Here is a 23,419-nt window from a genome sequence, read left to right as displayed (position 1 = left end):
ACTCCACAGCTGTTTTCAATCATCTTCATACGCATACAGGAGAGGCTCCTGTCGCCTTTGTAATATAAAACCCCTGCCGACGTGGCAAGGGAAGTTAAGTGGCGCAGTAGATGGCCGTATGAATAAAGAGTGGGGGATGCCCACTCTTTAACCGTCCGAGTCACTTCATACCTTTATTAATATATCACACGTATCATTATGTTGCAACAATATTGTGAAGCCACCCGGAGTTTATTGAACGGTTCGTTAAAGTGCGTGTTCAAATATGAGTAGCGCCAAAACAAGCCAACGACGAAATTCGACGTGTCATTTTCACCGGACTTTTTGAACAACCTCTTAAAATAACGATAATTGGTTTTTTTCAGCCATTCCTTCCAGACAGCCATGGTTATCAAGATATTCCAATACTGTTTTTGAAATCTTGCTCCGCTGACGAAGATCCTCTTTGGACAGAAACTCACCATTTTCACGCGCTTTAACGACATTAATCGCTGCATTGGTCCCGAGACCATCCACTGCGTCAAATGGTGGAATCAATGAGTTACCGTCTACGATGAACTCAGATGCTTTTGATTGGTATAAATCAACCTTCTGGAATGAAAAGCCACGTTCACACATTTCCAGCGCAACTTCCAATACGGTGAGAAGATTTTTTTCTTTCGGTGAAGCATCATTTCCTTTGGCCGTAATAGCTTCAATCCGTTGTCTGATGGCATTGGATCCTTTAACCATTGTATCCAGTTCAAAATCACCGGCCCGCACTGAAAAGTATGCTGCATAGAAATAAATCGGGTAATGCACTTTAAAATACGCAATTCGTACTGCCATTAGAACGTAAGCAGCAGCATGGGCTTTCGGGAACATGTATTTAATCTTTTTGCATGATTCAATATACCAGTCCGGTACGCCATGCTTTTTCATTTCGTCAATCCATTCGTCCTTAAGCCCTCTTCCTTTACGGACATATTCCATAATGGTAAAAGCGAGAGACGCTTCAAGTCCTTTATGGAGCAGGTATACCATAATATCATCACGGCAGCCGATAACATCCGGCAGTTCACAAATGCCGTCATTAATAAGTTCCTCGGCATTACCAAGCCATACGTCTGTACCATGTGATAAACCGGAAATAATGACAAGTTCAGCAAATGTATCAGGCTTCGTATCTTCCAGCATCTGACGGACGAAACGGGTACCGAATTCCGGAACCCCCAATGTACCTGTTTGACAGTTGATCTGTTCAGGACTGACACCAAGTGAATCCGTGCCAGAAAATATTTTCATCACTTCCGCGTCATCCGTTGGAATGGTCTTTGGATCAATTCCGCTCAAATCCTGCAGCATCCGTATGACAGTCGGATCATCATGACCAAGTATATCCAGCTTTAATAAGTTGTCATGGATGGAATGGAAGTCAAAGTGCGTCGTCTGCCATTCACTGTTTCGGTCATCAGCCGGGAATTGAATCGGGGTAAAGTCAAAGATTTCCTTGTCTTCAGGTACAACGATAATTCCGCCCGGATGCTGTCCAGTCGTCCGTTTAACCCCTGTACACCCTTGAACAAGCCTGTCAACTTCCGCATTTTTATAAATCAACTGCTTGTCTGAGGCATATCCTTTCACGTAACCATAGGCTGTTTTTTCGGCAATCGTTCCAATAGTTCCCGCCCGATAAACATTATCTTCGCCAAACAGAACCTTTGTATAGTTGTGGGCTCTTGGCTGGTATTCTCCCGAGAAGTTCAAATCGATATCTGGAACTTTATCGCCTTTGAAACCCAGGAACGTTTCAAATGGAATATCCTGTCCATCCTTGGTTAAAGGCGAACCACAGTTGGGGCAATCTTTATCATCCAGATCAAAGCCGCTGCCAATCGAGCCATCCGTTATAAAATCATGATAATGACATTCTGTGCAAACATAGTGCGGCGGCAGGGGATTTACTTCGGTTATTTCCGACATCGTCGCAACAAGTGATGAGCCCACTGACCCGCGAGAACCTACAAGGTAGCCATCATCGAGTGATTTTTTAACCAGCTTATGTGAAATCAGGTAGATGACTGAGAATCCATGACCAATAATACTGGAAAGTTCATTTTCCAGACGATCCGTCACAATTTCCGGAATTGGATCGCCATATATCTGCCTCGCACGGTTATAGCAAAGATCACGCATTTCCTGATCCGCACCTTCTATGGTTGGTGTGAACAAGCCATCTTTAACCGGTGACAGTTCCTCGATTTTATCTGCCATCGCATTCGTGTTGTCCACAACGACTTCTTTTGCCTTCGTTTCACCAAGGAATTGAAAGAAACCAAGCATTTCATTTGTCGTTCGAAATGATGTGTCCGGCAGTGTTTGTCGGTTTAATGGATTACCGGATTGTGATGCGATCAGAATTTGCCGGTAAATTTTATCATGGGCCTCAAGATGGTGAACATTTCCAGTAGCCAGAACCGGTTTATTCAAACGGTCTCCCATCTCGGTTAGCTTTACAATGATATCAAGGATCTGCGCCTCATTCTGAACAAGCTCTTTTTCTATTAAATGGGCATAATTAGCAGGCGGCTGAACCTCAATATAATCATAGAATGCCGCCGCTTTTTCCGCTTCATCTGCGGACTTTTGCATCATCGTCTCAAACACTTCACCCTGGTCACAGGCCGAACCGACGAGGATGCCCTCCCGGTATTTTTGCAATAGGGACCTCGGAATACGTGGCACCCGATAAAAATAATTGACGTGCGCATAGGATACCAGCTTATAAAGATTTTTTAAGCCTTCCTGTGTTTTAGCTATCAGTGTGCAATGTGACGGGCGTGATCGTTTATAGGCATCTCCCTCGCCCATATGATTGTTTAATTGATTATGATTGATAATATCTTCAGCAAGCAGGCCTTTAACCAGTTTCCATAACAAATACCCTGTAGCCTCCGCATCATAGATGGCACGGTGATGCTGGGTCAATTCGATATCCAGGTGCTTACACATCGTATTGAGCCGATGATTTTTCAGCTGCGGATACAAAAACCGCGAAAGTTCCAGCGTATCGATAACAGGATTAACCGTCTTATCATAATCACTCTTTTGAAATCCCTGGTTTAGAAATCCGATATCAAAACTTGCATTATGTGCTACCAGAATACTGTCAGCCATCCATTTATGAAAATCTTTTAACACATCGTCAATTTCAGGTGCATCTTTTACCATATCATCCGTGATGCCGGTCAAATCTGTTGTCGTTTGTGACAGGGGATGATGCGGATTGGCAAATGATTCAAACCGGTCAACAACTTCACCTTGATGAATTTTCACCGCTGCAAGTTCAATTATCGTGTCATAAACGGCAGAAAGTCCTGTAGTTTCAACGTCAAACACGACATATGTCCCCTCGGCCAAGCCAGTATCATGTTCGTTGTATGCAATCGGGACTCCGTCATTCACCAAATTGGCCTCTACCCCGTATATCACTTTCACACCATGCTTTTCCCCGGCGGCTTGTGCTTCCGGAAAGCCCTGCACGCCACCATGGTCCGTAACTGCTATTGCTTTATGTCCCCAATTGGCCGCTTGCTCAATGAGCGCTGACGGTGAAACAACTGCATCAAGCTGACTCATTGTCGTATGAGCGTGAAATTCGACACGTTTCTCGTCTTCATGCGCTGTATCCCTGCGTGTCTCAACCTTGACCTCGTGTATATCATTGGCCATCATGGCTAATTCGTTCGTGTACATATCCGTCTGAATACTTCCTCTTGCCTTAATCCACATACCTGCCTTTAATTGCTCAAAAGCTGCCGCGTCATCGTCACCTTTCGAAAACTTTTTAATTTGCAAGGAATCCGTATAATCAGTCGCTTTTACAATTAATAGACTTCTTCCGGAACGCAGCTGACGGATTTCTGAGGAAAATACGTAGCCCTGGATCGTGACACGCCGTTCTTCCTCTTGAATCTCTTCCATTTGTAGCGGCTCATCCTGGATTTTGTAACCAAGCATTACTGGCTTATTTTGTTCGCTTTGCACCTTATTCTGTTCACGACTTTCTTTTTGCTTCATTGTTTTCAAAACCAATTCCTGGTCTTCCAGCGCCTTTTGTTCTTTAAATTTCTTCAAATCTGCCGTTTCTGTTTTAACTTCGATTTCCATTGAAAAAGGGGGCGCCCCAATCTTACGGCAGAAATCCTGAAACGGTTTTTCGAGCCGTTTTTTCAATGCGTTGCCTTCAGCTTCATTTCTTGCAGTTAACATAATGTTATTATTGTTAATACCGGGGATCTGGTCAAATACAAGATCTTTATAGGCTGGAGATAAGTTTGATACTGACTGGAGGAAGTGCTGCCAATACGCGCAAATGGTCTCGTCTGCACACTCCTTATTATCTGTATATAACGTCAACTCAATCTGGGCAAACTGTTCAAACGTCTCCTGTAATTTAGCAGAAAGCAGTGCATATATTTCTGTTGGCAGTACTTGGGTAAGACGAATATGAAAATGCCACGTTTTGGTTTGCTTATATACTTCAAGTTTAACTAATTGGCTGTCAGTAAAATAAGCATTTATATGCTCCTTGGAAATTCCCATCTGTTCCAGCAGCAAATTCATTTTTTCCTTGTTTGAAATACCCATCACAGTTTCCTCCTGAATATTGTTAAATCCCGGCGTCCGCGAAAAAGGAAAGTTTTTTATCATGAAGAATGCATCACTCACACAGCCTTCCCTCTCCCTGTTGCATCGCCTCTCGAAACCTGAATCGATCAGGCCCCGTACAGGCTTGGAAGCTTACAGTCAGTTGTCCCGCCATACTTTTATACCTTTTCACTCGGATTGGGTACGGTGGGAATTACAGCCTATTAAAGCGGGAGCATGATGGAAAACCCCTGCCGAAAAATAAATAGACAAGGGTTTTACACTTTTAGTCGGTTTATCTTTTTTTGGTGTCATTTCCATACACTCGCCATAGCCTAGCCAGGGCTTCCCATCAGCTTCCCTGCTTCTTGGGCTTTATAAAAATAATCGTTGGATATCATTCCATGTGACAACAATCATCAAAAGCATCAGCAAAGCAAAGCCGACAAAATGAAAAATCCCTTCTTTTTGTGGATCAATCGGCTTTCCGCGGACTGCCTCAATACCGACAAATAGTAGCCTGCCGCCGTCAAGTGCCGGAAGCGGTACTAAATTGACAATCCCCAAATTAACGCTCAATATCGCAGTCCACATCAGGAACGTTATAAAACCGGACTGGACAACCTGGTCTGTTGCATCATAGATTCCTACAGGGCCAGATAGGACTTCAATCGAGTATTGACCCGTTACCAGCTTGAGCAGGTTGGTCAAAATTAAAGTTGTCGTATCGTATGCTCGTTCAAAACCGTACTCGAATGACCCGAAGAATGTTTTTTCAGATGCCTGCCGGACGCCTGCCTGTCCGTACGTGATACCCTGTTCTTCCATTTTTTCAGGAGTGATGATCAGCGTTTCTGTTCCATCGTCACGCTGTACAGTCATGCTCAGTTCCTCTTCAGGACTGTCATAAATGATTTCGTTAAATTCTTCCCAAGTTGAAATAGTGTTCCCGTCAATTTGGACAACTTCATCACCCACCTGGAATCCCGCTTCATCAGCGGGACTATCCGGCTGTACATTGGCTATTTTGGCTTCATCGACCGGCACACCATTGAACAGTCCAACAATAACGAAAATAGCGATTGCCAGCACAAAATTCATCATCGGACCAGCAAATAATTGCATGGCCCGTTTGCCGGTACTCTTGGAAGCAAATTGCCGGTCGTATGGGGCAATTTGTGTTTCTTCCTCATCCATAACAAAGAATGCTTGACGATCGACCTGAAAGTTTAATTTCTGATCTTCTTCATCCGGTTCATAACCCTGGATAACCAGGTCATGATCCAAATCGCTATGTTCTATTTCAATAACGCGGGCATTAGGGTGTTTTGATTTATTATTGACAATGATTTTATTCACTTTGTCATCCTCGTTGAACTCCAAACCAATGTGCTGACCAGGTTTCAATTCAATAATTTCCGGATCATCACCGGCTACCCGCACATAACCCCCTATCGGCAACAGACGGATTGTATAAACCGTTTCGTTTTTTGTAAAAGCAAAAACCTTTGGACCGAACCCGATGGCAAATTCACGAGCCAACATGCCTGCCCTTTTTGCAAAGATTAAATGACCAAATTCATGAATGAACACAAGCAGGCCAAACATAAATACAAAAGCTATAACTGTGGTCACAAGAAGCCTCCTTTTTGAACACGCACTTTTCGTTACAAACTATTGTCTTCTGATCTATTCCGTTCTATTCTTTTATGCCCTGATTACGTAAAAAAATTAATGAAATGGAGAAGCGGTACGGCGAATAAAAGACTGTCCAGCCTATCAAGGATCCCGCCATGGCCTGGCAATAAGTTCCCCGAGTCTTTAACACCATAATGCCGTTTGAACGCCGACTCGACCAAATCCCCAATCTGGCCGGCAGCCGAGACTAGAACAGTAACGGCTATTACAATAATCATATCATATGAGAACGGAAAGACCACATGAAAAATCACACCGACTGCAACGGCTAGTATAATCCCCCCGACAGCTCCCTCAACCGTTTTATTCGGACTTATTTCGGGCCATAATTTACGTTTGCCAAAAGCACGTCCACAAAAATACGCCCCGGTATCTGTTGCCCAAATCACAACCAATACATAAAATATGTTTGCTAAACCCGCAGCAGCACTGCCATCCCTTGTTTCCATCAGGTAAAAGAAGCCCATCCCGACATAGGTAATCGCCAGCAGGACAAAACCAGCATCGTCAAATGTAAATTTATTCTTCACCATAACGGTATATGACAAAAGAAGCAAAACAAATATCATGAACGCTTCCCATTTTTCAAAACCAAACGAAAGACCGGAAGACGCTGGCAGCAGCAGCAACCATAAACAGAGAAGCGCTAATATGACCATGATATAATATTTGTCTATTTTGCGCATACGAATTAACTCAAACAACGCGATCGATGCTAACAAGTAAACAAATAATTGGAAAGTGACACCACCGATCACAACCACAGGAATAAATATGAGAAATGCCAGAAATGCTGTCAGGGTTCGCTTTTTCATACCTTGTTCAACACCTTATACGCCTCCATAACGCCGTTTCCTCTGTTGGTAATCATACAATGCTTTCTTAAATGTTTCATCTGAAAAATCAGGCCATAATACATCCGTAAACCAAAATTCGGTATAGGCCAGCTGCCATAACAAAAAATTACTTAACCGCTGTTCACCACTTGTCCGAATTAACAGATCCGGATCCGACAACCCGGTTGTATAGAGATATTCCGAGAATATATGTTCATCCAAATTATCCAATGTCAGTTTAGAACTGTCAATATCTGTTACAAGCCTTCTGATAGCTTGTATTATTTCAAATCTACTACCATAGTTTAAAGCAAAATTTAATAATAATCCATCATTATCTTCCGTTTTTTCTTTAGCATAACGTACAGCTTTTTTGGTATGACCCGGAAGCACATCCATATTGCCGATGGTTTCAATTTTGACATTATTTTCGATCAGTTCGGGTAAGTAAATATGTAAAAATTCTTTGGGCAGTCCTAAAAGATAATCAACTTCCGATTTTGGCCGCCGCCAATTTTCTGTTGAAAAAGCGTATAATGTCAGGATGTCAACATGACAATTGACAGCTGTCTTAACGATTTTTTGGACAACTTCCATACCTTCTTTATGACCAGCAAGCCTGGGAAGCCCCCGCTTTTTTGCCCACCGTCCATTTCCGTCCATGATAATGGCTACATGTTTTGGTATATTATCAAGTTCATTTTCTTCTTCAACCTTCGTTTTTTTAGTTTTGAAAAAGGGAAGTTTCATTGACATAATTTGTCCTCCGATATCATTGATGAAGCCTGTATATCTTATACAATCATCATAATCTAATCGTCAAAAAGAGCACACGATATTATGATCCTATTACGTTGAATTATCATTATATCACTTTAATCCATACATTTTATCATGAATTCCTTAAAATAAAAGAAAAACCTTGCTTATCAGCACTAAGTAACCCTTTTCTTCTATTTTAAGGAACTATGCTTCGTGATCTGGTCGAATAAATGACGCTGGAAACAAAAGCCCTCTTAGACAAGAGGGCAGCAGCATATTATTTAAATCAAACCTTCATCCTTAGACTTCCAATATTTCTTTTTCTTTGTCTTTAACGTGCTGGTCGATTTTATCAATATGTTTATCTGTTTCTTTTTGTACATTTTCCTGTTCTTTTTTTAGTTCATCTTCTGTCAAATCGCCATTCTTCGCCGATTTCTTTAGTTGATCGTTAGACTCGCGACGGACGTTTCTCACCTGTACACGTGCTTCTTCAGCGTACTTCCCGACAACTTTTACCAATTCTTTACGACGTTCTTCCGTCAATGCCGGGATATTAATGCGGATCACGTTGCCGTCACTGGACGGGGATAATCCTAAGTCAGCTTTTTGAATAGCCTTTTCAATATTACCTACTGACGATTTGTCAAACGGTGTAATAACCAGTAGTCTTGCTTCTGGTGCAGAAATGGTCGACAATTGGTTCAGCGGGGTTGCAGCACCATAATAATCGACGACAACACTGTCCAGAATTGACGGATTTGCCCGGCCGGCCCGGATGGTTGCCAGACTTTTAGAAAAAGCCTGCACAGCCTGTTCCATTTTACTTCGAGTCTCCTTGATAATTTGATCGGACATGATTAGTCCCCCTTTATTGTTGTACCAATCGGTTCACCTTGCACAACACGTTTAATGTTGCCTTCTTCCGTTATGGAAAATACAATTAATTGAATGTCATTATCCATACACAAGGATGATGCAGTGGCGTCCATAACCCCCAGACCTTCATTCAGCATTTGCATATAAGAAATTTCTGTGTACTTTTCAGCTCCTTGATTTATTTTTGGATCATCGGAATAGACGCCATCCACGTTATTTTTAGCCATTAGAATAACTTCAGCCTCAATTTCAGCAGCTCGTAAGGCAGCTGTCGTATCAGTTGAAAAATAAGGGTTCCCGGTACCTGCAGCAAAAATGACAACACGCTTTTTTTCAAGATGGCGTATTGCTTTTCGCCTTATATAAGGTTCTGCAACCTGACGCATTTCAATCGATGTCTGCACACGTGTGGGAATCCCGTTATTCTCCAGACTGTCCTGAAGTGCCAGGGAATTCATAATCGTAGCAAGCATCCCCATGTAATCAGCCGTTGCACGGTCCATCCCCATTTCACTTCCGACTTTGCCGCGCCAGATATTACCGCCGCCAACAACGATAGCTATTTCCACACCGAGCTCAGCAATTTCTTTTACTTGTGATGCAATCGACTGAATGATCTGCGGTTCAAGACCATAGCCATGTTCACCACTTAATGCTTCGCCACTTAATTTTAACACAATTCTACGGTATCGAGCTGTTGACATAATTACCCCCATCGACATATTAGATTGTTTTCAAACAGATTTGGCATATCTTATTCAGCGAAATAGGGAACCACATCGTGTTCCCTATTTTCGAGTCAATTTGCCTGGTTATTCATTTGATTCTTGACTTCTTCAGCAAAATTTTCTTCACGTTTTTCCATACCTTCGCCGACTTCATAGCGGGCAAACGTGCTGACGGAAGCATTTTTATCAGCAACATATTTCTTAACTTTTTGATCCGGATCTTTTACAAAATCCTGTTCAAGTAAACAAATTTCTTCAAAGAATTTCCCAAGACGGCCTTCCACCATTTTCTCCACGATGTGTTCCGGTTTACCTTCATTCAGTGCTTGCGTCTTCAGTAATTCACGCTCACTATTCACTTCATCTTCCGGAACGTCATCTTTTGAAACATAACGCGGGCTGACTGCAGCTGCATGCATTGCGATATCTTTTGCAAAGTTTTCATCAGAGGTACCTTCAAGTAATGTCAACACACCAATCGTTCCACCCATGTGAAGATAGGCTCCAAATGCATCGTTATCAGTCTTATTTAGCAATGTGAAGCGTCGGAGCGAAATTTTTTCACCGATTTTACCGACTGTCGCATTGATATAATTTTCAACTGTATCGCCATCACCGTGCAGTTTTTGCTGCAATGCATCCTCAACTGTTTCAGGTTTTTGTTGCACGATATGAGTACCAAGTTCCGACAGTAATTGTTTAAACTGATCGTTCTTGGTGACAAAATCTGTTTCACAATTGACTTCCAGCAGTACCGCAATATTTCCGTCCACTTCAATATGCGCTAACCCTTCAGCTGCAATACGATCAGCTTTTTTGGCAGCCTTCGCCATTCCTTTTTCACGCAGGAATTCGATTGCTTTTTCCATGTCGCCGTCCGTCTCCTGAAGTGCCTTTTTACAGTCCATCATACCAGCTCCGGTTTTTTCACGAAGCTCTTTCACTAATTGTGCCGTAATCGCCATTATGAATCCTCCTTAAATTGTAAATCATTTAATTGCTTGAAAAAAAGGTGATAAAAGGCTCGTGTCCCCTTATCACCTGTCCTTTGTTCACATATTACTCTTTATTTGTTGCAGTTTCTGCTTCAACGGTTTCTTCTTCCGGCTGTGCATTCTCAGTCGGCGTTTCTTCTGTTTCTTCGCCTTGTTTTACTTCCAGAACAGCATCTGCCATTTTGGATGTTAACAGTTTGACAGCACGGATGGCATCATCATTCGCCGGGATCACATAGTCAATTTCATCCGGGTCACAATTCGTATCAACCATTGCGATAATCGGGATGTTCAATTTATGTGCTTCAGCAATTGCGATCCGTTCTTTACGCGGGTCGATTACAAACATAGCATCCGGTAGTTTATTCATTTCCTTGATTCCGCCAAGAAACTTCACAAGACGGTCTTTCTCTTTTAACAGATCAACAACTTCTTTCTTAGGAAGCACATCGAAAGTACCATCTTCTTCCATACGTTCAATATCTTTCAGGCGATTGATACGCTTGCGGATTGTCTGGAAGTTCGTTAGCGTTCCACCTAACCAGCGCTGGTTCACGTAAAACATACCGGAGCGGGTTGCTTCATCGCGAACAGAATCCTGTGCCTGTTTTTTCGTTCCCACGAAAAGAAGAGAGCCACCGTTCGCTGCAATGTCTTTTACATAATTGTAGGCTTCATCAACCTTCTTGACCGTTTTCTGCAGGTCGATGATATAAATGCCGTTACGTTCTGTAAAGATGTATTTTTTCATCTTTGGGTTCCAACGGCGTGTCTGGTGTCCGAAATGCACACCAGCTTCCAGCAATTGCTTCATTGAAATGACTGACATTAAAAATTCCTCCTAATGGTTTTTTTCCTCCGCTTCAGATCATCTTTGCATAAAGACCATTCTTTAAAACGGCACCAAGCATACAAATCACTGAGCGTGTGTATTTATGTTCACATTTTCTTGTAAACACAGTTTCACACCAAAAGTAAATATATCATAACAATCATGACCAATCAAGGATTATTGTGCGTTTGCTTGTTTATTTTTATAATCAGCTCTGCTTCCGTTTTGCCGCAGTTTAGTTTGCGGGCAATGTTCTCCACTGTCATTCTTTCATCATGAAGCTGCAAAACTTGGGCCTCAAGGGACATATGTGAATCATCGGCGATATGATCAACTTCCGGTGTAAAATCGTCTGCAATTTGTTCATTCGATTCCACTGCCGGTTCGCTGTCTGTTTTTGGCTGCATGTTTTTTTCAGGCTGTGACGCTATTCCCGAGAGTGTCTCTTCCAGATGACGGTTCTCTTTTTTAATGTCCTCCAAATACGTATCCATCCATTTCATCCATTCTTGCTGGTTATGTTGTTTTACAGATTGTATCTGCTTAAACAATAAAAAAATGATAGCTAATGTGAGGATGTGTACTAAAAAACTTAAAAGCAATAACATCGAAGTCATAACATCCCTCTAATCGGATTGGATTTTTTCCAGCATTTTCCGCAACTTAAAAATAGCCTTACGATGTATTTGCGAAATTCTGGATGTTGTTAATTCCAGAACGTGCCCAATTTCAGTAAACGTTAATTCCTGCTGGTAGAACAAACTGATAACCATCTGTTCATTTTGATTAAGCGATTGAATGCTTTTAATCAGTTCTGTTTTTAGTTCTGATTGAAGCATATAGTCATCAGGTAAAACTGACGTGTGATCAGGTATGGTATAACCAATGCCTTCTTTGTGGTTTTGGTTATGTGGCTTTTCTTCAATTGACAATACGTTGGCCATGAGTGAGTCACGCGTGTGCTCCTCAACCTCTTTTGCCGATATCTCTAATTTTTCCGCAATTTCTTCAGATGAAGGGGAACGTTGATAGATTTGCTCCAATTCCTGTGATGCTCTTTCCACTTTTTTTGTTTTTTCCCTGATGGTCCTTGGCAGCCAGTCTTCTTTTCTCAAGCCATCGATAATTGCACCACGGATACGGAAAGATGCATATGTATCAAACTTCAAATCACGGCTATGCTGAAATTTACCAAACGCATCGAATAACCCAGTCATTCCGAAACTTATTAAATCATCTTTATGGACACTTTTAGGAAGGTTATTTGAAATCCTTTCGACATGATAACTTACCAGATACATGTAATTTTCAATCAATTCATTTGCTGCGGATTCATCGTTGTCTTCAAGCCATTTTTTCCATAATGTTGGGACGAGAGGAGATTTATTTGCTGTCATATTGTTGACGCCCCCTTCATTGATTAAATCATCGTTTCACCTTTATGAGCCGTTCGTACTTTCAGGGTGCCTGATATTGGGTTATTCTGTGCATAAACACTGAATCATTCATGACGGCCATGCGTATTAGTTTCATAGGTCTACTGCTCTACCTTCCCAACATGAGTAGCTTTAAGCGTTGGACAAAAGAAGCAGATGCCTTTTTCGACAGGTTTGATTTTTCCATCAGATAATCATCGACGATTCCTTTGACCGCTCTGGAAATATGGGATTTTTCATTCAACAGAATAAACGGAATTTGTCGAATGACAGCATCGGAAACCGTTTTATCGTCCGGAAGTATCCCCAGCTTCTGGATCTCTGTATTTAAAAATTGCTTAATGACGCGTTGAAATCTGCTTAAAGCCTGTTCACCACTTTTCGCGGATTTGGCACGGTTCATAATGACGGAAATCGGCATGTCCGGCCGGTAAATCACAATATGTTTAATCATGCTGTAGGCATCCGTAATAGATGTCGGTTCGGGTGTTGTCACTACGATACACTCATCAGATGCAACAACAAATGATAAACTATCTTCTGTTGCACCTGCACCGATGTCAAAAACGATATAGTCATATAAGGTTATAAGTTCTTCGTATTGCAGAAAAAATGATTCTTTTTCTGCCGCATCCAATGTCAAAAAATGATCCAGCCCGGATCCTGCCGCAATATATGCCAATCCACGCGGACCTGATTCGATGATATCGTGAATGGATAAATGACCCGTGAACAAATCAACAATGGTTTTCTCCGAGCTAAGCCCAAGTAAAATGTCAATGTTTCCCATCCCGACATCCAAGTCAAGTAACAGGACTTTTTTTCCGCGGTTCAATAATTCCAGCGAAAAATTCAGGGCTACGTTTGATTTCCCTACACCGCCTTTACCACTTACAACCGCAATTGTTTTGCCGTGTACGGGGATGGTAACGTCCTGAAGTCTCCGTCTGAGTTTCTCCGCCTGATCACACATCATAACAGCCACCTGTAAGCAAGTTTGCAATATGTTTTGATGACAGTTCAACAATATCATCTGGAACATCCTGACCATTTGTTATAAACGCGATGCTTGTCTGTTTTATAAGCGCTATATTCAGGATGCTGCCATATTGTCCTGTTTCGTCTGCTTTCGTAAAAATGACATCATCAACCGGTAAATGTTGAAATTGCTCATATATTTCCATTATATCATGATTTCTGGCTGTCAGTGACAGGACAAGACAAGTCCCGATTTCAGCATTAAACGGAAGTGTCTTTTGAAGTTCTTTTACATATTTTTCATCGCGATAATTACGCCCGGCTGTATCGACAAGCACCAGATCATAGGAGGCAAACTTTTCGACAGCGGCCTGGTAATCATTCAAATCATACACAACCTCTAATGGGACATTGAGTATGTTGGCATATGTCTTCAATTGTTCGATGGCAGCTATGCGATATGTGTCGGCCGTGATCAGCGCAACCCGCTTATTTTCTTTTAGCATACTGGATGCCGCAACTTTTGCGATGGTGGTTGTTTTGCCGACACCAGTCGGTCCGACAAACTGAACCAGTTTCTTGTCAATTGAAACACCACTAAAACGATGAGCACTTAATCTTTTCTCTATTTCATGCCCCACATCCTGTAAAATAGTTTCCTGGCCGAGCGACTCAGTGTCTTGTTCGGCGTGTTTTCCAACCACGTTATCCATGATTTCTTTAGCAAGGGAACCGTCTATCTCCTGATTTATCAGATAGTCGTATACGACCTGGTACCCAGCTGAGTAATCACGATCATTACCTGCTTGAAGTTCCACCATTTTCTTTAACTGCCGTATCTCGTTTATAACCGAATCGTCAGCCGTTTTTGGATTCCTTGTTATAGGCGGACGTTTTGCCGCATCCTGTTTTCGTTCCGGATTCGGCTGCGGGTCCAGTGCGGCAACAACCTCAATATGCCGTTTTTTGAACAGACCTAAAAACCCGCCCTTGTCGATCTCTTTGGAATTTAAAATGACAGCATCAGAGCCAAGTTCTTTACGAATCTTGTTCATAGCTTCCGGCATTGTCGGTGCAACATATTTTTTTACCTTCATGCGATATTCACCACCCCGACACTTTGTACATGAACATTGGGTTCCAGTTCGTTATACGACAACACAACAACTTGCGGCATAAAGCGATCCAAAAGCTGCTTCAAATACATTCTGACAGCAGGTGAACATAATACGACAGCTGTTTCTTCCTGTAATGATATTTTTTCTACCTCTTCATGAAGCATTTTAATAATTTGTTCCTGTGACTCGGGATCCAACGCCAAATAGTTACCGAATTCTGTCTGCTGGATATTTTCGGCAATCATTTTTTCGACTTTACCTGATACTGTAATAACGTTTAAGGCCATATCATCACCGGCATATTGTTTGGTAATCTGCGCAGATAATGCTTGTCTGACATATTCGGCAAGCAATTCAGTATCGTTTGTCATCTTGCCGAAGTCTGCCAATGTTTCAAATATAATTGGCATGTTACGTACTGAAATGTTCTCGCGCAGCAACTTTGCCAGAACCTTTTGCACATCACCGACTGATAATGGTTCTGGTGTCACTTCTTCAACAAGGATTGGATAACTTTCCTGTAAGTGATCGATTAATTGTTTAGTTTCCTGTCGTCCTAAAAGTGAATGCGCGTGCCGTTTAATCACTTCTGTTATATGGGTGGAAACAACAGACGGCGGATCAACAACCGTATAGCCCGATAGCTCTGCTTCGTCCTTGTTATCCTCGCTGATCCATTTAGCAGGCAAGCCAAATGCCGGTTCTTTTGTATTAATACCATCCATGTCATCCTCATCCATCTCAGGGCTCATAGCCAAATAATGGTCCAGCAGCAGTTCGCCCGCAGCAACTTCATTTCCTTTTATTTTCAAACGGTAACTATTCGGCTCCAGCTGAATATTGTCACGAATCCTCACGACTGGCACAACAATTCCCAGCTCAATCGCCAATTGTCTCCGTATCATCACAACCCGGTCCAATAAATCACCACCTTGGTCTGTATCGACCAGTGGTATAAGCGCATAGCCAAATTCAAATTCAATCGGATCCATGTTCAAAAGGCTCACGACACTCTCAGGTGACTTCATGGCCGATGATTCCGTCTGGACTTCTTCCTCGATATCCGGTTCGTCTGTTTCGTTTGTTTGCCTTAACAGTGCATAGCCGCCTAACGCTAAAATACCGGCAATGGCCGTCGTTAAAAAGAAATTGATCGGTGTCAGTCCAAGAAAGAATACCGTCCCTGCTGCAATAAACAGTAATTTAGGATATTGCAGTAGTTGCCCCGTCACATCACTACCAAGGTTACCAGAGGTGGTTGTTTTCGTAACGACAATACCTGTAGCTGTTGCGATTAATAAAGCAGGTATTTGACTGACGAGCCCATCACCGACCGTCAGACGCATATATGTATTGATAGCTTCCGTAAAGGTGAATCCCATCTGAACCATACCAATAATTAAACCAAACACAATATTAATCAACACAATAATAATACCTGCTATTGCGTCCCCTTTAACAAATTTACTGGCTCCGTCCATCGCACCGTGGAAATCAGCTTCGTTCTCCACTTTTTCACGGCGTTCTTTCGCCTGTTGTTCAGAAATTAATCCGGCATTCAAATCGGCATCAATACTCATCTGCTTACCAGGCATCGCATCAAGAGTGAATCGCGCAGCCACTTCAGATACACGCTCAGAACCTTTGGTTATAACCAAAAATTGGATGATAACCAGAATAACAAATACGACAAATCCGACCAACGGGTTATTTCCGATCACAAAGGAACCAAACGTATCAATGACTCCACCGGCATCAGCTTCAGATAAAATTGATCTGGTAGTGGATACGTTCAGTCCAAGCCGGAACAAGGTCAACAGCAATAAGAGTGAGGGGAATATCGAAAATTGCAGTGCTTCTTGTGTATTCATGGACACGAGTATGACGATAAGTGCCAGGGATATGTTACATAAAATGAGTACACTTAACAGCCATCCAGGCAGTGGGATAACGAGCATAATGATAATTAAAATGACGCCTAACAGTACAGATAAATCACGTGCTTTCATGATTGATGACTCCCCCAACCCACGTAAATTCGAATTCTTTCTGTATAAACTGTGAATAGCCTAACTGCTATCAGTTTTTCGTAAACTTTGCTTTCCAACCTCTTAGTTGAGATAAACTGCGACGTTGGTGTTTGTTGATTTCCGCTACAGGAAGCCGCTTTCCGCGGGCAACGCTTCAGCCTCCCCGGAAGAAAACCACTTCCTGCGGGGTCTTCAGCTGTTGCTTTTCCCGCAGGAGTCGGCTTCCCTTCGCTCCAATCAACTAGCTACATAGTGGATAGCGCTTGTTTGCTTTAAAAAGACACATCACCCAGCGGAGGAAATACCCGGAGACTCCAGCGGGAAAACAGGCATAGGTGAGACCCCGCAGCGCGTCAGCGCGAGGAGGCTCACCAGCCGCCCGCGGAAAGCGAAGGGTATTTGCGCAGCGGCAGTAAAACTCCGTCATTTTGATTTAAGTCGCAGTTTATGAATTTTGTGTCAAAAACTACAACCTTTAGAAGGCAGTCTAAATTTTTTTCTCCAGCCTGTATACATAAGCCAGGATTTCGGCTACTGCCTGATAAAATTCTTCCGGTATGACATCGCCGATTTCTATTACCTCGTATAATGACCTTGCTAATGGTCTATTTTCAACGGTTACGACCTCATTTGATTTAGCCACTTCTTTAATTTTTAGCGCAATCTGGCCAGCACCCTTTGCAACGATATAGGGTGCTGACGCTTTTGCCTCATCATATTTAACCGCAATGGCATAATGCGTCGGGTTTGTAATCACAACATCAGCTGCAGGCACTTCACTCATCATTCGTTGAGTTGCCATGTCACGTTGCTTTTCTTTAATTTTCGATTTTATCTGCGGGTCCCCTTCCATGTTTTTATGTTCATCTTTAACGTCTTTTTTGGACATTTTAATATTCTTTTCAAAATCATATTTCTGATATGTATAATCAAACACAGAGAGAAACAGCAAAGCAATGGCCGCAGAGATGCCCATAATTATCGTAATTTCACCAAAAAAACCAATGGCATTTTCAGCTGTCTTAAACGCAAGCATCATCATATCATCTTTGTAAATCCAAATGACAAGAAACGTGATGGCCCCGATAAACACAATTTTTAACAATGACTTCACCAATTCAACTAATGCCCGTGCCGAAAACACTTTTTTAGCTCCTTGAATCGGATCGATCTTTTTAAGGTCCATTTTTAATGGTTCTGTGGTAAACAAAAATCCGATTTGCGTAAAATTGGCCGCCAAGCCGGCAACAATCGCAATTGCCATGATTGGTGCAAGCAGTTTCGCCATCTCAACAGACGACTCCACCAACACCTGATGGACCGAATTGACGCTCACATTCCAGTGAATATATTCTGTAAACGAATGCCTGAAAAGTGCCATCATATTATCTTTCATAAACGTGCCCGAAATAAATAGAATCGTAAAACAAAACAACAATAAAAAAGCAGTATTGATATCCTGACTTTTAGCCACTTTTCCCTTTTTTCGTTCGTCTTGCCGTTTTTTCGGAGTCGCCTTCTCGGTTTTTTCCTCAGAACCTGCAAAAAATTGTAAATCCAATTTTAATGGCACATTAAGCACCTCCGAACAAATGCATTAAATTACGCATAGCCGTAAACATAGTCGAAAAAAGCCTTTCCACCAGTACTACATAGAGACTGAGGAAAACTAGAATAGCTGCAAAACTGACGAAAATCTTTAAAGGTAATCCGACCACAAACACATTCAATTGTGGAACCGTCCTAGCGATAATACCCAGAGCCACATCGACCAAAAACAAACAGCCGACAATCGGGATGGCCATCTGAAAAGCAATCACAAACATCTGATTAAAAGTTTCAATCACAAATTCCGCCAGGGCGCCATCTTCAAACGGTATAAACGTCTCTACCGGGATCAAGTTATAACTATAATAGATACCATCTATTAATAAATGATGCCCATTAACCGATAATAGAAATAACAGAGCAATGGTATAAAAATATTGTCCGGTCAACGGGCTTTGGGCGCCTGTTTGTGGATCGATGACATTAGCAATCGCAAACCCCATCTGAAAATCTATAAAACCGCCGGCGGTCTGAACCGCTGATAAGATGATATAGGCAAGCAGCCCGATTAAAAGACCGACCATCACTTCCTTGACTAAAAGCAGTAAATACGTTTCATCAACCGGAACGTCTGCAGCATCAACTGTATAATACATGATCAGCGCCAGAAAAAATGTAAATCCAATCTTAAACGGTGTTGGTATTGTACTATATGAAAATAACGGCAATGTCACAAAAAATGCTGCAATTCGTACAAAGATAAGTATAAACACTGGAACGGCGGAAAAGTTAATAAGATCGATCATAAGTTACCCTACAAACTGGTTCATATTTTGATATAAATCAACCGTAAACTCGATCATTTGCGAAAGCATCCATGGTCCGAAGAAAACAATCCCGACCAGCACCGCAACAATTTTTGGAATAAACGCAAGTGTCTGTTCCTGAATCTGGGTTGTTGCCTGGAATATACTGACTAAAAGTCCAACAGCCAGCGCCAATATAAGTATTGGACCCGAAATAAGCAGGATCACGTACACGCCACGTTCGGCTAACATTAAAACAAACTCACTGTTCATATAGCGACACCTGCCTTAAAAACCCTGCAATAGGGACTGGGTGATCAAATACCATCCGTCCACCAGCACGAATAATAGTATTTTAAACGGTAAAGATATCATAACGGGCGGTAACATCATCATCCCCATTGACATCAGAACACTTGCGACAGCCATGTCGATAATCAGAAATGGCACAAATATCATGAAACCCATCTGGAAAGCGGTTTTCAGCTCACTGATAGCGAAGGCCGGTACTAATGTCGTAAGCGGAATATCCTCAACCGTTTCCGGCTGTTCCGCTCCTGAGTAGTCGATGAACAATTGTAAATCTTTTTGTCTGGTATGTCCTGCCATAAAGTCTTTCATTGGTGCACTGGCTCTGTCATAGGCCTCATCCAGTGTAATTTCTTCATTAAAAAGCGGCTGCAGGCCCTCATCATACACTTCCTGAAATGTCGGAGCCATGATGAAAAATGTCAAAAACAATGCCAGCCCGATTAAAACTTGATTCGGCGGTGTCTGCTGTGTGGCTAATGATGTTCTAACAAACGACAGCACAATCACAATCCGGGTAAAACTCGTCATCAAAATTAAAATACTTGGTGCCAGCGATAAAACAGTCATTAAAAGTAATAATTGGACTGATGTCGAGACAGTTGAAGGGTCGGAATCGGAAAACATATTCATCAATTCATTCATGTTGATCGTCCTTCTGTTTTTGCCGGATCATAGAGTGCCTGGTGCGTTTCAATTTTTCCAGTTCTGTTGAAAACAGACGCTTAAATTCATTCCTTGATGTGGTTTGATCATTCCGACCGTTTTTCTGTTGAAACAATGGTGACAGCAGTGATGAAGATCTTGCATCACGAGCGTCTTTTTCCAACAGTTCTGATTTCACTTCTTCTTCCGTCACTTCTTGAAGCAGTTCAACATTATCACCGACACCGACCACGTATAACTTCGAGCCAATCCGCACCAACTGAATCGACTTGTTGGGACCAACCGAAATACCCCCCATGTTCTCCAATGTTTTAACTTGCTGAAACAGTTTGTTGCGTTTATTCAAAAACTTGACCAGCCCATAGATAAGTCCTAACACCAGCAGCAGTGCAAATACCATCTTGACTAAATTAACGAATAATGATCCAGTTCCCACGCCAATATCAGCAGTTTCATCCTGTTTATTATCCGTTTCATTTGCGGGCGTTTCATCTGTCTTCATACAGTCCTCGTCCTGGATACAGTCTTTCACATTTGCGGATTCAGCCTGAACAGTTCCATTCGTATAGAAAGCTATAAAGAGTGCTGCCACACACACACTTATTAAAATTTTCTGTTTCACATGTCTCACTCTTTTCTAGCCAAGTACTTTCCGGATTGCTTCTACAACACGATCAGCCTGAAATGGTTTGACGATAAAATCTTTCGCACCGGCTTGAATGGCATCAATCACCATTTCCTGCTGTCCCATCGCTGAACACATAATGACACTTGCATAGGGATCAATTTCCTTCATTTCCTTTAATGCGGTAAGACCATCCTTCTCCGGCATCGTAATATCAAGTATAACGAGGTCAGGTTTCAATTCTTTGTATTGCTCAACGCCCTGGAGGCCATCAATCGCTTCACCAACAACCTCAAAGCCATTTTTAACTAAAATATCTTTAATCATCATACGCATAAATGCCGCATCATCCACTATTAAGATGCTTTGTCCCAAATTGGACCATCCCTTCGCATATGTTATTTAAGTTTCATGAGCCGGTCTGATTGGCTGATAATATCCGTCACACGGACACCAAAGTTTTCATCGATCACCACAACTTCCCCCTTAGCAATCAATTTTTCATTCACCAGGATGTCTACAGGCTCGCCGGCAAGCTTGTCCAATTCAATAACCGATCCGGCTGATAACTCCAGAATATCTTTGATGGTTCTTTTCGTGCGTCCCAGTTCAACGGACACCTTAAGCGGGATATCCAGAAGCATATCAAGATTTTGCTTTTCGTTTTTATTTAAGCTAACTTGCTCTAATTCCGAAAAAGTGGCCTGTTGAATGGACGATGTATCTTGATTAATCTTATCGCCCATATACTGCGGATTGCCGGTATTAGTTGTCTTCTGCTGTTGAGACGGCTGTTCCTGTGGCTTTTCCAATTCTGCCGTCGCAGCTGTTTCCTTCTCTCCGTCAGCAGCTGAAGACTTGATCAACTGATCGACTAATTGTTTGGCAAACGGAAGCGGGATGACCTGCATAATGTACGAATCTATCAATCTCCCAACTTTTAAATGAAACGACACTTTTACCAAATAGTCGACACCAGAAATACCCTCGGTATTCTCGGCAGCTTCCGGTTTTTCGAGTTTAATAGCTGGCGGGGAGATATCAACACGTTTTTTAAAAATAGTCGACATGCTGGTAGCAGCGGTCCCCATCATTTGATTCATCGCTTCCTGGACAGCACTTAATTGGATATCTTCTAATTGCTGATCAGGTGACGTGCCATCTCCGCCCATCATGATATCCGAAATAATCGCTGCATCCTCAGATTTCATCACGAGAACATTTTGTCCGTCAAATCCTTCTGTATAATGGACATGGATGTTAATGTGCTCAAACTCGAACCCATCTTCTAATGCTTCACTTGTAATAATCGAAACTTCAGGTGTTGTAATATCAACTTTTTGATTTAACAGCGTTGACAAAGTAGTCGCTGAGGAACCAAACGAAATATTGCCTATTTCACCTAACGTATCTTTTTCAATCGCTGACAAAAAGTGATCTGTATCCGCTCCTTCTATTCCGGGATTATCCAAGTCATCCTCTTCTTCGCCAATTTTCAGCAGCGCATCAATTTCATCCTGTGAAAGTTTTCCTTCATCCATTGTCATCCCCCCTTGCTAAATCATCCAGCACCTGAACAGCCATTTTGTTTTTAAAAGTGCCAGGCTGTACGTAAAACTTCGGTTCGTTATTTATCTCTAAAAATAATGGACGGTCAATCGGCTGATTTAATGCGATACAATCGCCCATATTCAAATTTAATAATTGCCGGAGATTAATGTGCGTCTCACCAAGCGGCGTCTTCGCTTCCACTCTTGCTTGTTGAATGTTATGCGTTAATTTTTGATAGGCTTCAGCATCCCGCTTTTTTGCTGTTGTCTGCATCCAGTGATGAACAGATAATTTTGGAATAATTGGTTCCAATACCATGTGTGGTATGCAAATATTGATCATCCCATTTACGTCTCCTACGATTGTGTTTAATGAGACCACAATAACGGTTTCGTTTGGTGAGACCATCTGTAAAAATTGCGGATTGACTTCAAAGTCCTCTAAAACAGGATCAATTTCACTCACGGAGGACCATGCTTCCCGCAAATTGACAGCCGCTTTTTCAAACAGCTGTGACATTAACATCGTTTCAATTTCAGTTAAATTTTCCACCTTGTTCAGACTGCTTCCTTTTCCGCCAAGAACCCTGTCAAGCATGCCATATGCAATATTTGGACTAACCTCCATTAAGATTCTGCCATCCAGTGGCTGAACACTGTATATATTTAATATCGTCATCCTGGGAATAGAGCGGATAAACTCTTCATAAGGTATTTGGTCTACAGACGCAACAGAGATATCGACATACGTTCTTAATTGCGCCGAAAAGTATGTCGTCAGCAGACGGGCATAATTTTCGTGAACTCTGGATAAACTTCGAATCTGATCTTTCGAAAATCGAAGTGCCCGCTTAAAGTCATATACGCGGACCTTCTGCTCTTTTTCCTCTTGTTTAAGTTCTTCTGCATCCATTTCACCGGATGATATAGCAGATAACAGTGAATCAATCTCTTCTTGCGAAAGGACTTCTTCTACCAAAAAACCTCACCTCCA

At 42.0% G+C, this 23,419-nt stretch carries 21 protein-coding genes; all 21 read right to left on the bottom strand.

The features are described from left to right. Nucleotides 1-336: 336 nt before the first annotated feature. Entirely contained in the window at nt 337-4,629 is a 4,293-nt protein-coding gene (locus E4U82_RS01915) for a PolC-type DNA polymerase III (RefSeq protein ID WP_135108337.1), read from the bottom strand. A 375-nt stretch (nt 4,630-5,004) separates the two neighbouring features. After that, complete coding sequence (gene rseP / locus E4U82_RS01910; protein ID WP_135108336.1) at nt 5,005-6,264, bottom strand: RIP metalloprotease RseP; 1,260 nt, start codon at nt 6,262-6,264, stop codon at nt 5,005-5,007. A gap of 83 nt (nt 6,265-6,347) precedes the next feature. Further along, nucleotides 6,348-7,142, bottom strand: a complete 795-nt coding sequence (locus E4U82_RS01905; RefSeq protein ID WP_135108335.1) for a phosphatidate cytidylyltransferase — start codon at nt 7,140-7,142, stop codon at nt 6,348-6,350. A gap of 15 nt (nt 7,143-7,157) precedes the next feature. Continuing rightward, nucleotides 7,158-7,919 (bottom strand): undecaprenyl pyrophosphate synthase, encoded by a 762-nt coding sequence (locus tag E4U82_RS01900; protein WP_135108334.1) that lies wholly within the window; start codon nt 7,917-7,919, stop codon nt 7,158-7,160. A gap of 306 nt (nt 7,920-8,225) precedes the next feature. After that, nucleotides 8,226-8,783: a ribosome recycling factor gene (frr, locus tag E4U82_RS01895; RefSeq protein WP_135108333.1), complete on the bottom strand. Its 558-nt coding sequence runs from the start codon at nt 8,781-8,783 to the stop codon at nt 8,226-8,228. A gap of 2 nt (nt 8,784-8,785) precedes the next feature. After that, entirely contained in the window at nt 8,786-9,508 is a 723-nt protein-coding gene (pyrH, locus tag E4U82_RS01890; RefSeq protein ID WP_135108332.1) for a UMP kinase, read from the bottom strand. A 95-nt stretch (nt 9,509-9,603) separates the two neighbouring features. Further along, nucleotides 9,604-10,497, bottom strand: coding sequence for a translation elongation factor Ts (gene tsf / locus E4U82_RS01885; protein WP_135108331.1), 894 nt, complete (start codon nt 10,495-10,497; stop codon nt 9,604-9,606). Nucleotides 10,498-10,591: 94 nt separating this feature from the next. Continuing rightward, entirely contained in the window at nt 10,592-11,356 is a 765-nt protein-coding gene (gene rpsB, locus E4U82_RS01880; protein ID WP_135108330.1) for a 30S ribosomal protein S2, read from the bottom strand. 173 nt (nt 11,357-11,529) lie between these two features. Beyond that, nucleotides 11,530-11,967 (bottom strand): DUF6115 domain-containing protein, encoded by a 438-nt coding sequence (locus E4U82_RS01875; protein WP_167751292.1) that lies wholly within the window; start codon nt 11,965-11,967, stop codon nt 11,530-11,532. An 18-nt stretch (nt 11,968-11,985) separates the two neighbouring features. Then, nucleotides 11,986-12,756: a FliA/WhiG family RNA polymerase sigma factor gene (locus E4U82_RS01870; RefSeq protein ID WP_135108328.1), complete on the bottom strand. Its 771-nt coding sequence runs from the start codon at nt 12,754-12,756 to the stop codon at nt 11,986-11,988. 148 nt (nt 12,757-12,904) lie between these two features. Further along, complete coding sequence (locus E4U82_RS01865; protein ID WP_342447712.1) at nt 12,905-13,768, bottom strand: MinD/ParA family protein; 864 nt, start codon at nt 13,766-13,768, stop codon at nt 12,905-12,907. Continuing rightward, nucleotides 13,761-14,870 (bottom strand): flagellar biosynthesis GTPase FlhF, encoded by a 1,110-nt coding sequence (flhF, locus tag E4U82_RS01860; RefSeq protein ID WP_135108326.1) that lies wholly within the window; start codon nt 14,868-14,870, stop codon nt 13,761-13,763. The genes E4U82_RS01865 and flhF overlap by 8 nt, the downstream gene beginning before the upstream one ends. Further along, nucleotides 14,867-16,900, bottom strand: coding sequence for a flagellar biosynthesis protein FlhA (gene flhA / locus E4U82_RS01855; protein ID WP_135108325.1), 2,034 nt, complete (start codon nt 16,898-16,900; stop codon nt 14,867-14,869). Before flhA ends, flhF begins: the two co-directional genes overlap by 4 nt. A 508-nt stretch (nt 16,901-17,408) precedes the next feature. Beyond that, on the bottom strand, nt 17,409-18,494 hold the full coding sequence (flhB, locus tag E4U82_RS01850) for a flagellar biosynthesis protein FlhB (RefSeq protein ID WP_135108324.1): 1,086 nt from the start codon (nt 18,492-18,494) through the stop codon (nt 17,409-17,411). A 1-nt stretch (nt 18,495) separates the two neighbouring features. After that, nucleotides 18,496-19,275, bottom strand: a complete 780-nt coding sequence (gene fliR, locus E4U82_RS01845; protein WP_135108323.1) for a flagellar biosynthetic protein FliR — start codon at nt 19,273-19,275, stop codon at nt 18,496-18,498. Nucleotides 19,276-19,278: 3 nt separating this feature from the next. After that, complete coding sequence (gene fliQ / locus E4U82_RS01840; RefSeq protein ID WP_135108322.1) at nt 19,279-19,548, bottom strand: flagellar biosynthesis protein FliQ; 270 nt, start codon at nt 19,546-19,548, stop codon at nt 19,279-19,281. Nucleotides 19,549-19,563: 15 nt separating this feature from the next. After that, nucleotides 19,564-20,229 carry a flagellar type III secretion system pore protein FliP gene (gene fliP, locus E4U82_RS01835; protein ID WP_135108321.1) on the bottom strand — a complete coding sequence of 222 codons (666 nt, stop codon included), beginning with the start codon at nt 20,227-20,229 and terminating at the stop codon, nt 19,564-19,566. Then, nucleotides 20,222-20,872, bottom strand: coding sequence for a flagellar biosynthetic protein FliO (locus tag E4U82_RS01830; RefSeq protein WP_135108320.1), 651 nt, complete (start codon nt 20,870-20,872; stop codon nt 20,222-20,224). The genes fliP and E4U82_RS01830 overlap by 8 nt, the downstream gene beginning before the upstream one ends. A gap of 15 nt (nt 20,873-20,887) precedes the next feature. Continuing rightward, nucleotides 20,888-21,250 (bottom strand): response regulator, encoded by a 363-nt coding sequence (locus E4U82_RS01825; RefSeq protein WP_135108319.1) that lies wholly within the window; start codon nt 21,248-21,250, stop codon nt 20,888-20,890. Nucleotides 21,251-21,273: 23 nt separating this feature from the next. Further along, nucleotides 21,274-22,416, bottom strand: a complete 1,143-nt coding sequence (gene fliY / locus E4U82_RS01820; RefSeq protein WP_135108318.1) for a flagellar motor switch phosphatase FliY — start codon at nt 22,414-22,416, stop codon at nt 21,274-21,276. Further along, nucleotides 22,409-23,404: a flagellar motor switch protein FliM gene (fliM, locus tag E4U82_RS01815; protein WP_135108317.1), complete on the bottom strand. Its 996-nt coding sequence runs from the start codon at nt 23,402-23,404 to the stop codon at nt 22,409-22,411. Before fliM ends, fliY begins: the two co-directional genes overlap by 8 nt. Between the last annotated feature and the right edge of the window lie 15 nt (nt 23,405-23,419).

It is taken from the genome of Lentibacillus salicampi, assembly GCF_004565465.1.
In the GTDB taxonomy this organism is placed as follows: Bacteria; Bacillota; Bacilli; order Bacillales; family Amphibacillaceae; genus Lentibacillus; species Lentibacillus salicampi.
This window is presented reverse-complemented; position numbering and strand designations above follow the sequence as displayed.

What these genes read in the sequence shown, in the direction of transcription:
- E4U82_RS01905 (WP_135108335.1), bottom strand. Translation starts at nt 7,142, where the DNA reads ATGAAAAAGCGAACCCTGACAGCATTTCTGGCATTTCTCATATTTATT.
- fliR (WP_135108323.1), bottom strand. Translation starts at nt 19,275, where the DNA reads ATGATCGATCTTATTAACTTTTCCGCCGTTCCAGTGTTTATACTTATC.
- fliY (WP_135108318.1), bottom strand. Translation starts at nt 22,416, where the DNA reads ATGGATGAAGGAAAACTTTCACAGGATGAAATTGATGCGCTGCTGAAA.
- E4U82_RS01870 (WP_135108328.1), bottom strand. Translation starts at nt 12,756, where the DNA reads ATGACAGCAAATAAATCTCCTCTCGTCCCAACATTATGGAAAAAATGG.
- fliQ (WP_135108322.1), bottom strand. Translation starts at nt 19,548, where the DNA reads ATGAACAGTGAGTTTGTTTTAATGTTAGCCGAACGTGGCGTGTACGTG.
- E4U82_RS01900 (WP_135108334.1), bottom strand. Translation starts at nt 7,919, where the DNA reads ATGTCAATGAAACTTCCCTTTTTCAAAACTAAAAAAACGAAGGTTGAA.
- tsf (WP_135108331.1), bottom strand. Translation starts at nt 10,497, where the DNA reads ATGGCGATTACGGCACAATTAGTGAAAGAGCTTCGTGAAAAAACCGGA.
- flhF (WP_135108326.1), bottom strand. Translation starts at nt 14,870, where the DNA reads ATGAAGGTAAAAAAATATGTTGCACCGACAATGCCGGAAGCTATGAAC.
- E4U82_RS01915 (WP_135108337.1), bottom strand. Translation starts at nt 4,629, where the DNA reads ATGGGTATTTCAAACAAGGAAAAAATGAATTTGCTGCTGGAACAGATG.
- fliP (WP_135108321.1), bottom strand. Translation starts at nt 20,229, where the DNA reads ATGAATGAATTGATGAATATGTTTTCCGATTCCGACCCTTCAACTGTC.
- pyrH (WP_135108332.1), bottom strand. Translation starts at nt 9,508, where the DNA reads ATGTCAACAGCTCGATACCGTAGAATTGTGTTAAAATTAAGTGGCGAA.
- E4U82_RS01875 (WP_167751292.1), bottom strand. Translation starts at nt 11,967, where the DNA reads ATGTTATTGCTTTTAAGTTTTTTAGTACACATCCTCACATTAGCTATC.
- flhA (WP_135108325.1), bottom strand. Translation starts at nt 16,900, where the DNA reads ATGAAAGCACGTGATTTATCTGTACTGTTAGGCGTCATTTTAATTATC.
- E4U82_RS01865 (WP_342447712.1), bottom strand. Translation starts at nt 13,768, where the DNA reads ATGTGTGATCAGGCGGAGAAACTCAGACGGAGACTTCAGGACGTTACC.
- frr (WP_135108333.1), bottom strand. Translation starts at nt 8,783, where the DNA reads ATGTCCGATCAAATTATCAAGGAGACTCGAAGTAAAATGGAACAGGCT.
- rpsB (WP_135108330.1), bottom strand. Translation starts at nt 11,356, where the DNA reads ATGTCAGTCATTTCAATGAAGCAATTGCTGGAAGCTGGTGTGCATTTC.